The sequence below is a fragment of the Variovorax sp. J22G73 genome (genome assembly GCF_030317035.1).
Lineage (GTDB): Bacteria > Pseudomonadota > Gammaproteobacteria > Burkholderiales > Burkholderiaceae_C > Variovorax.
Window position 1 is genome coordinate 1 of record NZ_JASZYK010000014.1, and the last position, 12,285, is coordinate 12,285.

Annotated in this window: 11 protein-coding genes; 3 read left to right on the forward strand and 8 right to left on the reverse strand. The window is 66.4% G+C overall.

Annotated features, from left to right (window positions below; translation table 11 throughout):
- The 3 genes from QTI51_RS32545 to QTI51_RS32555 form a co-directional block, all read left to right on the forward strand.
- The coding region (locus tag QTI51_RS32545; protein WP_286517413.1) for a hypothetical protein at positions 1-226 on the forward strand (226 nt) is incomplete at its 5' end.
- Between the two features lie 18 nt (positions 227-244).
- Positions 245-1,321, forward strand: a complete 1,077-nt coding sequence (locus QTI51_RS32550) for a PLP-dependent cysteine synthase family protein (protein ID WP_116914525.1) — start codon at positions 245-247, stop codon at positions 1,319-1,321.
- Positions 1,321-2,406, forward strand: a complete 1,086-nt coding sequence (locus QTI51_RS32555; RefSeq protein ID WP_116914524.1) for a lipocalin-like domain-containing protein — start codon at positions 1,321-1,323, stop codon at positions 2,404-2,406. Before QTI51_RS32550 ends, QTI51_RS32555 begins: the two co-directional genes overlap by 1 nt.
- 69 nt (positions 2,407-2,475) lie before the next feature.
- On the opposite strand, the gene QTI51_RS32560 is transcribed toward QTI51_RS32555, so the two are convergent.
- The 8 genes from QTI51_RS32560 to QTI51_RS32595 all read right to left on the reverse strand — a co-directional run bounded on the left by QTI51_RS32560 (position 2,476) and on the right by QTI51_RS32595 (position 12,211).
- Entirely contained in the window at positions 2,476-3,483 is a 1,008-nt protein-coding gene (locus tag QTI51_RS32560; RefSeq protein WP_371086528.1) for a branched-chain amino acid ABC transporter permease, read from the reverse strand.
- A gap of 13 nt (positions 3,484-3,496) precedes the next feature.
- Positions 3,497-4,372: a branched-chain amino acid ABC transporter permease gene (locus QTI51_RS32565; RefSeq protein ID WP_116914523.1), complete on the reverse strand. Its 876-nt coding sequence runs from the start codon at positions 4,370-4,372 to the stop codon at positions 3,497-3,499.
- Between the two features lie 42 nt (positions 4,373-4,414).
- Positions 4,415-5,563, reverse strand: a complete 1,149-nt coding sequence (locus tag QTI51_RS32570; RefSeq protein ID WP_286517429.1) for an ABC transporter substrate-binding protein — start codon at positions 5,561-5,563, stop codon at positions 4,415-4,417.
- A 134-nt stretch (positions 5,564-5,697) separates the two neighbouring features.
- On the reverse strand, positions 5,698-6,894 hold the full coding sequence (locus QTI51_RS32575; protein WP_116914521.1) for an ABC transporter substrate-binding protein: 1,197 nt from the start codon (positions 6,892-6,894) through the stop codon (positions 5,698-5,700).
- Positions 6,895-6,964: 70 nt separating this feature from the next.
- Positions 6,965-7,672, reverse strand: a complete 708-nt coding sequence (locus QTI51_RS32580) for an ABC transporter ATP-binding protein (protein ID WP_116914520.1) — start codon at positions 7,670-7,672, stop codon at positions 6,965-6,967.
- Between the two features lies 1 nt (position 7,673).
- Positions 7,674-8,444 carry an ABC transporter ATP-binding protein gene (locus QTI51_RS32585; RefSeq protein ID WP_013542391.1) on the reverse strand — a complete coding sequence of 257 codons (771 nt, stop codon included), beginning with the start codon at positions 8,442-8,444 and terminating at the stop codon, positions 7,674-7,676.
- 250 nt (positions 8,445-8,694) lie between these two features.
- Positions 8,695-9,729, reverse strand: a complete 1,035-nt coding sequence (locus tag QTI51_RS32590; protein ID WP_165840601.1) for a DUF4123 domain-containing protein — start codon at positions 9,727-9,729, stop codon at positions 8,695-8,697.
- Position 9,730: 1 nt separating this feature from the next.
- Positions 9,731-12,211 (reverse strand): type VI secretion system Vgr family protein, encoded by a 2,481-nt coding sequence (locus tag QTI51_RS32595; protein ID WP_286517414.1) that lies wholly within the window; start codon positions 12,209-12,211, stop codon positions 9,731-9,733.
- Between the last annotated feature and the right edge of the window lie 74 nt (positions 12,212-12,285).

A 12,285-nucleotide genomic window follows, 5' to 3' on the forward strand; every position in this document is an offset into this window, starting at 1 on the left:
GTTCGTAACTCCTGGTCATGCAAGCTCTTCCTTTCAGGATCGAGTGTGTTGCACTTCAGGTTTGAAACCGCCCTTACTTTCTTTTGGCGAAGCAAAAGAAAGTAAGTCGCCCGCCGGGGCGAGTCCCGGCCCCGAAACCAAAATCCCAAAGCCAATCAACGCCCAGCCAAAAAAATCCGCTCAACAGCCCGACCACGCAAGCGCCATTGGGAGTCACAAGGCATGACTTGTAGACTGACGCGCTATGCAGCAAACCCCCTCCTCCACAGCCATCACCGACTGGCTAGACAGTGCCATCCGCCGCATCGAGGCCGACTACCAGCGCAGCGCCGATACGCACCTCATCCCCTTGCCGCTGCCCTCGCTGGCCGCCGCCGGCATCGACCTGTACCTGAAAGACGAGTCCACGCACCCGACCGGCAGCCTGAAGCACCGGCTCGCGCGTTCGCTCTTCCTCTATGCGCTATGCAACGGCTGGGTGCGCGAGGGCACCACCATCGTCGAGGCCTCCAGCGGCTCCACGGCGGTGAGCGAGGCCTACTTCGCGCGGCTGCTGGGCCTGCCCTTCATCGCGGTCATGCCGCGCACCACCTCGCCCGAGAAGGTCGCGCAGATCGCCTTCTACGGCGCGAGCTGCCACTTCGTGGACCATGCGGCGCAGGTGTACGAAGAGGCCCGCGCGCTGGCCGAGCGCACCGGCGGCCACTACATGGACCAGTTCACCTACGCCGAGCGCGCCACCGACTGGCGCGGCAACAACAACATCGCCGAGAGCATGTTCCAGCAGATGGCGCGCGAGCGGCATCCGGTGCCCAAATGGATCGTGGTGGGCGCGGGCACCGGCGGCACCAGCGCGACCATCGGGCGCTACGTGCGCTTTCGCTGCCACGACACGCAGGTGTGCGTGGCCGACCCCGAGGGCTCGGTGTTCTCGGCCTACCACCGCACCGGCGACGCCACGCTCACCGCCGCCGGCTCGCGCATCGAGGGCATCGGCCGACCGCGCGTGGAGCCCAGCTTCATCCGCACGCTGGTCGACCGGATGATCGAGGTGCCCAACCTCGACTCGGTGGCCGCGATGCATGCGCTGTCGGCGCTGCTGGGGCGCAGGGTAGGCCCGTCGACGGGCACCAACTTCGTCGGCATGCTGGCCGTGGCGCGCGAGATGCGCGCGGCCGGCCAGCAGGGCTCCATTCTTTCGCTGCTGTGCGATGCCGGCGAGCGCTACCTGCCGAGCTACCACGACGCCGCATGGGTGAAGAACGCGTTCGGCGACATCGGCCCCGCGCAGCAGCGCATCGACGCGCTGGTGGCGGCGTGATGCAGCCCGGGCGCACCTCCTTCGCGCTGTCGCGGCGCGGCCTGCTGCTGGCGGCGCTTGCCGCTCCGGCGCTCGGCCCTGTCACGGCATGGGCGTTGCCCGAGCGCAGGCTCGAGTTCCCTCGCGACTTCGGCAGCCACCCCGACCTGCACACCGAGTGGTGGTACATCACCGGGCACGCGAAGACGCCGGCCGGACGCGAGTTCGGTTTTCAGGTGACCTTCTTCCGCTCGCGCGTCGATGCCGCGCTGGGCATGCGCTCGGCGTTCGCGGCGAAGAACCTGGTGTTCGCGCACGCGGCCGTCACCGACCTCGAGGGCCGCGTGCTGCTGCACGACCATCGCATCGCACGCGCCGGCTTCGGCGTGGCCGAGGCCAGCACCAGCGACACAGACGTGCGCATCCGCGACTGGTCTCTGGTGCGCGAGAACGGCCTCTACATCGCGCGCATTCCGGCCGGCGAGTTCGCGCTCGACCTGCGCTTCACGCCCACGCAGCCGGTGTTGCTGCAGGGCAAGGCGGGGCTGTCGCGCAAGGGGCCGGACGAATCGCAGGCGAGCTACTACTACAGCGAGCCTCAGCTGAAGGCGCAGGGCAAGCTGACGCTGAAGGGCCAGGCGTTCGACGTGGGTGGCGCGGCGTGGCTGGACCACGAGTGGAGCGAAGCGCTGATGCACCCCGAGGCCGTGGGCTGGGACTGGATCGGCATGAACCTGGACGACGGCAGCGCGCTGACGGCCTTTCACCTGCGGCGCAGCGACGGCAGTGCGTTGTGGGGCGGCGGATCGTTTCGGCCACGCGATGGCGTGGCGCGCATTTTTGCGAACGACGAGGTGCGCTTCGAGGCGCTCAAGTCATGGGACAGCCCGCGCACGCAGGCCAGGTACCCGACGCAGTGGCGTGTGCAGACGCCAGCAGGTGCGTTCGAGGTGCGGGCGCTGCTCGATGACCAGGAGCTGGACAGCCGTGGCTCTACGGGCGGGGTGTACTGGGAAGGGGTGAGCGATCTGCTCGATGCGCAAGGCCGGCGCGTGGGGCGGGGGTATCTGGAGATGACGGGGTACGCGGCGCCTCTTCGGTTGTAGCGCTTGTTCCTGCTGCTGCCCGGGGCGCGATCGCGCCCTGAGCAACGGCCACGACCCCGCCGACAGCGCTCAGTGCGACTTGCCCGATGCGCCCTTGCGCCGCTCGATGAACGCAATGATCTCGCCCATGATCCCCTTGCGGAAGGCCAGCACGCAGATCACGAAGATCAGCCCCGTCACCATGGTCACCGACTCGCCCAGCGTGTTGAACCAGTCGACCGTGGTGATGCGCGCGAGCAGGTTGCCCAGTTCGCCGATCTTGTTCTCCAGCAGCACCACCACCGCCGAACCCACCAGCGGGCCCGAGAGCGTTCCCAGCCCGCCCACCAGCGTCATCAGGATGACCTGGCCCGAGGCGGTCCAGTGCACGTCCGACAGCGTGGCGAAGCCCAGCACCAGCGTCTTGAGCGAACCGGCCAGGCCCGACAGCGCCGCCGAGATCACGAAGGCCAGCAGCTTGAAGCGGCTCACGTCGTAGCCCAGCGACAGCGCGCGCGGCTCGTTCTCCTTGATGCCCTTGAGCACCTGCCCGAAAGGCGAGTGGATGGTGCGCACGATCAGCAGGAAAGCCAGCACGACCACGACCAGCGCCACGTAGTACATCGTGAGGTCGTTCGACAGGTCGATGAGCCCGAACAGCTTGCCGCGCGGCACGCCCTGCAGGCCGTCTTCGCCGCCCGTGAACTTGGCCTGCAGCGCGACGAAGAACATCATCTGCGCGAGCGCCAGCGTGATCATCGCGAAGTAGATGCCCTGCCGGCGAATGGCCAGCACGCCGAAGATCCAGCCCAGGAAGCCGCCCGCCAGCGTGCCCGCGATGAGGCCCAGCTCGGGCGTGAGGCCCCACACCTTCATGGCGTGGCCCGCGACGTAGGCGGAGCCGCCCAGGAAGGCCGCGTGCCCGAAGGACAGCAGGCCGGTAAAGCCCAGCAGCAGGTTGAACGCCGCCGCGAACAGCGCGAAGCACATCAGCTTCATCACGAACACCGGGTAGGCGCCGAAGAACGGCGCCAGGATGAGCGCGACCAGCAGCAGGCCGTAGACGACGGTGGAGATTTTCTTCATGTTCAGGTTCATGGTGCCGCTCGCCTTACTTCTCTTTGCCGAACAGGCCGGCGGGGCGAATCAACAGCACGATGACCATGATCACGAACACAACCGTAGACGAAGCCTCTGGATAGAAAACCTTGGTGAAGCCCTCGATCACGCCCAGCCCCAGGCCCGTGAGGATGGCGCCCATGATCGAGCCCATGCCGCCGATGACGACCACCGCGAACACCACGATGATGAGGTTCTGCCCCATCAGCGGCGACACCTGGATCACCGGCGCGGCGAGCACGCCGGCGAACGCCGCGAGGCCCGCGCCGAAGGCGTAGGTCAGCGTGATCATCAGCGGCACGTTCACGCCGAAGGCCTCCACCAGCCGCGGGTTCTCGGTGCCGGCGCGCAGGTAGGCGCCCAGGCGCGTCTTCTCGATCACGTACCAGGTGGCGAAGCACACCACCAGCGAAGCCACGACGACCCAGGCGCGGTAGTTGGGCAGCACCATGAAGCCGAGGTCGGTGGCGCTCGACAGCGCCTCGGGCGCGTCGTAGGGCAGCCCCGACACGCCGTACACCGAGCGGAACACGCCCTCGATCAGCAGCGTGAGGCCCAGCGTGAGCAGCAGGCCGTAGAGGTGGTCGAGCTTGTAGATCCAGCGCAGCAGCAGCCGCTCGATGAGCACGCCGAACAGGCCGATGACGATGGGCGCCGCGATCAGCATCACCCAGTAGTTGATGCCGAGGTACTCCATGGCCATCCAGGTGAGGACGGCACCGAGCATGAACAGCGCGCCGTGCGCGAAGTTGATGACGTTGAGCAGGCCGAAGATCACCGCGAGCCCAAGGCTCAGGATGGCATAGAACGAGCCGTTCACCAGCCCCAGGAGGAGCTGGCTCAGCAGGCCGGGAAGGGAAATGGTCATAGGCGTTTCAACGAACCCGGGCGCCGGGGCGCCCGTGAAAAATCACTTCCAGAGGGCGCACTTGCTCTCGGCCTTCGTCGTGTACACGTCCTCGCCCTTGAGCTTCTGGACCACCTTGTAGTAGTCCCACGGCTGCTTCGACTCGGCCGGCGACTTCACCTGCATGAGGTACATGTCGTGCACGAAGCGGCCGTCCTCGCGCACCACGCCCTTGGCGTAGAAGTCGTCGATGGGGGTCTTCTTGATCTGCGCCATGACCGTGTCTGCGTCGGTGCTCTTGGCGGCCTGCACGGCCTTCAGGTAGGTCATGGTGGCCGAGTAGTCGGCGGCCTGGATGTCGGTGGGCATGCGCTTGGTCTTGTCGAAGAACTTCTTGCCGAAGGCGCGCGTCTTGTCGTCCAGGTTCCAGTCCCAGCTGGTGGTGAGCAGCAGGCCCTCGGTGTTCTTCAGGCCCAGGCTGTGCACGTCGGTCACGAAGACCAGCAGGCCGACCATCTTCATGGTCTTGGTGATGCCGAATTCCTTCGCGGCCTTGATGGCGTTGATGGTGTCGCCGCCCGCGTTGGCCAGCGCCAGCACCTGCGCCTTGGAGTTCTGCGCCTGCAGCAGGAACGACGAGAAGTCCGACGTGTTCAGTGGGTGCTTCACGCTGCCCACCACGGTGCCGCCTTTCTCCTTGACCACCTTGGACGCATCGGCTTCCAGCGCCTGGCCGAAGGCGTAGTCGGCCGTCAGGAAGTACCAGCTCTTGTCGCCGCGCGCGATGACCGCGCTGCCGGTGCCCTTGGCCAGCGCCACGGTGTCGTAGGCGTAGTGCACGGTGTAGGGCGAGCACTGCTCGTTGGTGAGCGCCGAGCTGCCCGCGCCGTTGACGATGAACACGCGCTTCTTCTCCTGCGCCACCTTGGCCATGGCCAGGCCTGTGCCCGAGCTGGTGCCGCCGAACAGCATCGTCAGGCCCTGCGTGTCGATCCACTCGCGCGCCTTGGAGGCGGCGATGTCGGCCTTGTTCTGGTGGTCGGCCTGCAGCAGCTCGATGGGCATGCCGTTGACCTTGCCGCCGAAGTCGTCGATGGCCATCTGGATGGCGAGGGCGCCGTTCTTGCCCTCCACGTCCGCGTAGAGGCTCGACATGTCGGTGATGAAGCCGATCTTGACCTTGTCCTGCGCCTGCGCGGCGCCGGCCGCCATCAGGCAGGTGGCGACGAGGCAGGCGGAGGCGATGAGCGTGCGTTTCATGGAAGGGTTCTCCTCGTTGGCTTCGGTGGTGGCTTGGGTGGTGGTGTCTGCGCGGGGGTCAGCGGTCTATGCCGTTTATTTGCCGCTTATTTCCAGGCGGCGCACTTGGTCTCGGCCTTGGTCGTGAAGACCTGGTCGCCCGGCAGCGTCTTGAGCACCTTCAGGTAGTCCCAGGGCTTCTTCGACTCGGCGGGCGACTTCACCTCGACCAGGTACATGTCGTGGATGAAGCTGCCGTCGGCGCGGATCTGGCCCTTGCCGTAGAAGTCGTCGATCTTGGTGCTCTTGAGCTGCGCCATCACCTTGTCGGAGTCGGTGGTCTTGGCGGCGGCCACGGCCTTCAGGTAGGTCATGGTGGCCGAGTAGTCGGCGGCCTGCACGTCGGTGGGCATGCGCTTGGTCTTCTCGAAGAAGCGGTTGGCGAACTTGCGCGACTCGTCGTTCAGGTCCCAGTACCAGCTGGTGGTGTGCAGCAGGCCTTCGGTGTTCTTCAGGCCCAGGCTGTGGATGTCGCTCAGGAAGACCAGCAGGCCGGCGGTCTTCATGGTCTTGTTGATGCCGAACTCCTTCGCCGCCTTGATGGAGTTGATGGTGTCGCCGCCCGCGTTGGCCAGGCCCAGGATCTGCGCCTTCGAGTTCTGCGCCTGCAGCAGGAACGAGGAGAAGTCCGATGCGTTCAGCGGATGGCGCACCGCGCCCACCACCGTGCCGCCCTTTTCTTTCACGACCTTGGTGGTGTCGGCTTCCAGCGCGTGGCCGAAGGCGTAGTCCGCCGTCAGGAAGAACCAGCTCTTGCCGCCGCGGTCGACCACCGCGGCGCCCGTGCCCTTGGCCAGCGCCACGGTGTCGTAGGCGTAGTGGATGGTGTACGGGCTGCACTGCTCGTTGGTGAGCACCGAGCTGCCCGCGCCGTTGTTGAAGTACACGCGCTTCTTTTCTTCGGCCACCTTGGCCGTGGCCAGCGCCACGCCCGAGTTGGTGCCGCCGAAGATCATCGTCACGCCGGCCGTGTCGACCCACTCGCGCGCCTTCGAGGCGGCGATGTCGGCCTTGTTCTGGTGGTCGGCCACCAGCAGCTCGATCGGCTGGCCCAGCGCCTTGCCGCCGAAGTCGTCGATGGCCATCTGGATGGCCGTGGCGCCGCCCTTGCCTTCGAGGTCGGCGTACAGGCTCGACAGGTCGGTGACAAAGCCGATCTTCACTTTTTCCTGTGCCTGCGCGGCGCCCGCGCCGAGCGCGAGGATGCCGATGGCGGTAGCGACGAGGCCGATTTTCTTGTTCATGGTGTTGTCTCCTGGAGGAATCTTTGTGGGATGGGAGTGAGGTCTTGTGGACGTTTCTTTTTTTCTCTTCTCAGACGCCCAGCAGCTCGGTGAGCACGGGCATCTTGGCTTCGAGCTCCGCGGCGCCGAACTTCTCGACGATGCGGCCGTGCTCCATCACGTAGAAGCGGTCGGCCAGCGGCGCGGCGAAGCGGAAGTTCTGCTCCACCATCACGATGGTGTAGCCCTTGGCGCGCAGCGTGGTGATCATGCGGGCCAGCGCCTGCACGATGACCGGCGCCAGGCCTTCGGAAATCTCGTCGAGCAGCAGCAGCTTGGCGCCCGTGCGCAGGATGCGCGCCACCGCCAGCATCTGCTGCTCGCCGCCCGACAGGCGCGTGCCCTGGCTGTGGCGGCGCTCGGCCAGGTTGGGGAACATGGCGTAGATCTCTTCGACCGACATGCCCTGCCCGCCCCCTTTGAGCTCCGGCGGCAGCAGCAGGTTTTCTTCGCACGAGAGGCTGGCGAAGATGCCGCGCTCTTCCGGGCAATAGCCGATGCCCAGATGGGCGATGCGGTGCGTCGGCATGCCGATGGTCTCTTTGCCGTTGACCTCGATGCTGCCCTTGCGCGCGCCCGTCAGGCCCATGATGGCGCGCAGCGTGGTGGTGCGGCCTGCGCCGTTGCGCCCCAGCAGCGTGACGACCTCGCCCGGCTGCACGACCATGTCGACGCCGTGCAGCACGTGCGATTCGCCGTACCAGGCTTGCAGGCCCTTGATTTCGAGTGCGGCGGTCATGTCAGTGGGCGCCCTGCATTTCGCCGTCGGTGGTGCCCATGTAGGCCTCCATGACCTGCGGATTCTTCGAGACCTCGGCGTACGGGCCCTCGGCCAGCACCGCGCCGCGCTGCAGCACCGTGATGGTGTCGGCAATGGTCGACACCACGCTCATGTTGTGCTCCACCATGAGGATGGTGCGGCCCGCGGACACGCGCTTGATGAGCTCGGCCACGCGGTGCACGTCTTCGTGGCCCATGCCCTGCGTGGGTTCATCGAGCAGCATCAGCTCGGGCTCCATGGCCAGCGTGGTCGCGATCTCGAGCGCGCGCTTGCGGCCATAGGGAAGGTTCACGGTCTGCTCGTCGGCGAGCTCCTCGAGGCCCACTTCGGCCAGCAGTTCGCGCGCGCGTGCATCGAGCGGCTTGAGCGACTTCTCGCTCTTCCAGAAGTGGTACGAGGTGCCCAGGCGGCGCTGCAGGCCCAGGCGCACATTTTCCAGCAGCGTGAGGTGCGGGAACACGGCCGAGATCTGGAACGAGCGGATGATGCCGCGCCGCGCGATCTGCGCGGGGCGCTCGCCCGTGATGTCCTGGCCGTTGAAGAGGATCGTGCCGGTGGTCGGCTCGAGGAACTTCGTCAGCAGGTTGAAGCAGGTCGTCTTGCCCGCGCCGTTGGGACCGATGAGCGCGTGAATGGAGCCGCGCACCACCGACAGGTTGACCTTGCTGACCGCGGTGAACCCTTTGAATTCCTTGGTGAGCTGGCGTGTTTCGAGAATGACGTCGCTCATCTCGCGAAGTCGCCCGGATGCGGAAGAAGAAAGTCGGTCATGCGGTCCATCTGAATTCGCCACTACCGGGCGCGGACTGATTGTTGGTGGGCGTTCCGCGCTTGGATACTGGGGCAAATGCCTATGCTGCAGTGCAACCATGCATGGCCCGGCTTGAGCTGTTCAGAGGGACTGTCGTCGCAACGACAAACGGTCGATGCAACGCCTTGCCTGCCTTGGGCGGCATGCAGATGACTGTAGCCGCCGGTGTTCAGTTCACCGCGCCAAGCGCAACCTTCAATTCCTCGCACAGGCGCGCGAGCGCGGGTTGCCGGTCTTGCGCCCACCCGGCGTGCACGCGCGCAGGCAACTTCGCAAGCACATCGACGAGCCGCGTCGGCGCCGTGGCGGACCACACCGAACCGAAGGCCGGATGCTCGTAGAACTTCGGATGGGTCGTCAAGGCGAGCCGGCAGGCGAGCAAGCGGTCGTCCCATCCGAATAACCCAGCGCCACGGGCAAACACCAGTGCATCACGTGCAACCTGCCTGCGCAGCCAGGCGTGCATGCGTGAAAGATCGAGCAACGCCGGGGAGCCCGCCGCCTCCATCTCCTCGAGCAGCAGCGCGACGATCAGTTGCGGCTCGCCCACCTCGTCGACGGCCTTGAGCCATCGGGTGTCCAGTTCGATGGACTCGCTCGACGATGAACCATCGCCGCTTGCAGCGCCGGAGAAGCGGCGAAATTCAAAGCCGCCATCCCAGCCTGCCCACCACGCCAGCGGTGCAAGAAAGCGTTGCCTGACAGCATCCGGCCAATGCACCAGCATGTCGAAGCCGATCCGTGGATCGAACCAACGCAGCAACACCGGGGAACCGTCCGGCAGCACGCCGGACATGAAGCTGCGCAGGTGTTCGGCCAGCTTGGGGATGCGCAGCGCGCTGCACAACAAGGTCATCGACTGCGAGGTCGCCATGTCGGCCAACGCATCGAGCAGCTCAGGCCCAGGCGTGGACGGCAGCTCGATCAGCCAGGGCCCGATGTCCGCCATGTCCGACTCGGGCGTCTGCATGAACAGGCGCTCGTCAGGCAAACGGTGATCGCGTACCGCGGCTGCGACGACGCCTTCATTGCATTGGCCCGCGCTGACGAGCGCGTAACGGCATAGCCCGGCGTTCGCTTCGCCCGGGGCAAGCAACGGGGCAACCTGCGCGCAGAGATAGCGATGCAAGGCCTCGTGAAGCTCGGCGCCATGATTCAGTGCATCGTTCGCACCCAGTGCCGGGAACATCTGCGGGTGGCTCATCTCATGCCCTCGGCGCAGCCGCGGTCCCCCGCCGCATGGCGCGCTGCATGCACTCCCAGCACACCTTGGGTGCCGAGGGAGTCGGCGCGGCATCAGGGCCCGGCGTGGCATGCATGGCGGCATGCTCGATCCAGGTGCCCAGCGTGCCGTGACGAATGCCGCCCTCGTTCCATTCGCTGAAGCTGGTGCCGCCATTGATCGTCACCTTCTTGCTGGCGACGACGTAGACGGTGTCCTGCGTGCTGACGATGTCGACATCTCCCAGCGCCGTGGCCGCCAGCGCATCGCCCTGGGCCTCGATGCGGATGTCACCCTGCAATGCAAAGGCCTTGATGCCGCTCTGGAGCGCGAAGATGCGGATGCCCTCGCCCACGCTCGCCAGGATGCGCTTTGCCGCGCCGATGCACACGTGGCCACCGCTGGTCAGCTGCGTGTGCGCGCCCGTGTGGCTGTGCAGGCTTTGTGCTGCCGTGATCGCCATGCCCGCGGGGCTGGCGAGCACCAGGTGCGGCGCGTCGAGTTCGGGAAAGCTGTGCTGGCTGCGAGGTTCGCCGCCTCCATTGAGCGCATCGTTCTGTTGCTTGGCGGCCCGGGCGACGACGGCTTGGTCTTCGCCCTGCTCCTGCGCGCCGGCCGACTGCGCGGCTTGCGAGAGGCCTTCGATCTGGTCGCGGGCCTGCGCGAGACGCTGGATGGTCTCGCCCATGTCCTTGGCATGGCGGGCCGCATCGGGCCGCGCTTCGGTGGTTATGAGCAGTCCGTCTTGCGCGCGCAGCACGCCGTGGCCGTCCGTGCGCAGTTCGAAGCCCTCGCCTCTCGCCTCCTTTCTCCCCGCGTTGTCCTCCACCCGGGTGATGTTTCCCAGGCTTAGGCTCGAACTCTGGTGGTCGCTTTTCAGTTGCGCCTGGATGCGGCCCTCGGTGTCGTCCATCAGCAGGTGGTTCGATCTGCCCGCTGCGCCGTTGCCGCCACCGTCCTTCGTCAACTCCCGGCTCCTGAAGCCGCTCAGCGCGCTCTGCCCCGGCAGCGCCCACGGCGGCAGGTTCGCCTGGTTATGCACCCGGCCCGTGCAGATCGGCAGGTCCGGGTCGCCCGAGATGAAGTCGACGATCACTTCCTGGCCGATCCGCGGAATGTGGATGCCGCCCAGCTGGTTGCCCGCCCACGGCGAGCTCACGCGCAGCCAGCAGCTGCTGTGCGCGTCGTTCCCGCCGAGGCGGTCCCAGGGGAACTGCACCTTGATGCGGCCCAGCGCGTCGGTCCAGATGTTCTCTCCCGCTGGCCCGACCACCACGGCCACCTGGCACCCGCCCGCGCGGGGTTTGGGCTGGGTGAGCGCGGGGCGCAGGGGTTCGGTGACGGGGTGCGCAGTGAAGTCGACGCTGACGCGCCATTGCTGCTTTTCCTCGTTGTCGACGAGACCGTCCTTGCGCTGGCTTTCTTGCGCGACGTTCTCGATGAGGAAGCGCGTGGTCAGGACCAGGTATTCGGCGTTGGCGGACTCCCTGGGATGCTTCTGCAGCCTGAAGGTGCGCCCGGCCACCATGCCCCGGAGGTTGCCGCTGGCCTGTGCCCTGGCGCCGTGGGTGCGCAGGGCCTGCATGCGCAGCATCGCCAGCAGGTCGCCTTCCGCCTTCGGGTCGTTGTTGCCGGCGCTGCCGGCATTGGGCTGAACGAAATGAGCGCCGCCAGTCTCCGCATGCCACTGGTAGACCTCGCCATCGGCGTGCCCCGTGGGCCTCGGGTCCTTGCGGCTTGCGCTCAGGTCAGCCCGGGGCCGGGTGTAGTCGTAATCCCGTGCCGCATACCGCCCGCTGGTGAGTTGGTGCATCGGCACGAAGCTGTGGATGTATTCCGCATCCAGCTTCCAGCCTGGGGCGTGGTATTCGACCTCGCGGTATGCGGCGCTCTCGGCGGGCTTGAAGGCGCCCATGGCGTCCGACAGCACCAGCCGGTGCCTGCCCTGCGAATGTTCGAAGTGGTAGCTGATGCCCCATTCCTGGCACAGGCGGCTGAAGAACTGGAAGTCGCTCTCGTTGAACTGGGTCTGGTAGTCCCGCGGCGGGTAGCTCTCGGCCAGCCTCTTGTCGACAGGAAACCCGTAGTTCGCCAGCAGCGCGTCGAGGATCTGCGCGACCGTCTGGTTCTGGAAGATCCGGCAGTCGGTGCGCAGGGTGGCCAGGTGCAGCCAGGGGCGCAGGGTGAGCTTGTAATGAACGTGGCGCCCCTGCTCGCCCCACAGCGCCGCATCGGTGATGAGCGCATTGATCTGGCGAGGCGCCGCGCCATCGAGCTCGATCTCGCAACAGATCTCTCGCCCGACAAACCCATCGAGTTCCAGCTCCGCAGCCCCAGACAGCCACAGCTCATAGGCAAACAACCCATCGACGCCTTCTTCGCCAGACAGCCGCACAGGCTCCAGCACTGGGCGACCAAAAACAACAGGAATGGCGGAACAAGAAACAGACAGCGTGCGCGACATCGACGACCTTCCATCACGGACATGAGGTCGCGGCAGTTTGCGGGGGCCTTGCGAAACGCACTGCAAACAATGGT

Excerpts from the sequence above, each read along its gene's own strand:
- QTI51_RS32560 (WP_371086528.1), bottom strand. The coding sequence starts at position 3,483 with ATGAACCTGAACATGAAGAAAATCTCCACCGTCGTCTACGGCCTGCTG.
- QTI51_RS32555 (WP_116914524.1), top strand. The coding sequence starts at position 1,321 with ATGCAGCCCGGGCGCACCTCCTTCGCGCTGTCGCGGCGCGGCCTGCTG.
- QTI51_RS32580 (WP_116914520.1), bottom strand. The coding sequence starts at position 7,672 with ATGACCGCCGCACTCGAAATCAAGGGCCTGCAAGCCTGGTACGGCGAA.
- QTI51_RS32595 (WP_286517414.1), bottom strand. The coding sequence starts at position 12,211 with ATGTCGCGCACGCTGTCTGTTTCTTGTTCCGCCATTCCTGTTGTTTTT.
- QTI51_RS32550 (WP_116914525.1), top strand. The coding sequence starts at position 245 with ATGCAGCAAACCCCCTCCTCCACAGCCATCACCGACTGGCTAGACAGT.
- QTI51_RS32575 (WP_116914521.1), bottom strand. The coding sequence starts at position 6,894 with ATGAACAAGAAAATCGGCCTCGTCGCTACCGCCATCGGCATCCTCGCG.
- QTI51_RS32565 (WP_116914523.1), bottom strand. The coding sequence starts at position 4,372 with ATGACCATTTCCCTTCCCGGCCTGCTGAGCCAGCTCCTCCTGGGGCTG.
- QTI51_RS32570 (WP_286517429.1), bottom strand. The coding sequence starts at position 5,563 with ATGGCGGCCGGCGCCGCGCAGGCGCAGGACAAGGTCAAGATCGGCTTC.
- QTI51_RS32590 (WP_165840601.1), bottom strand. The coding sequence starts at position 9,729 with ATGAGCCACCCGCAGATGTTCCCGGCACTGGGTGCGAACGATGCACTG.
- QTI51_RS32585 (WP_013542391.1), bottom strand. The coding sequence starts at position 8,444 with ATGAGCGACGTCATTCTCGAAACACGCCAGCTCACCAAGGAATTCAAA.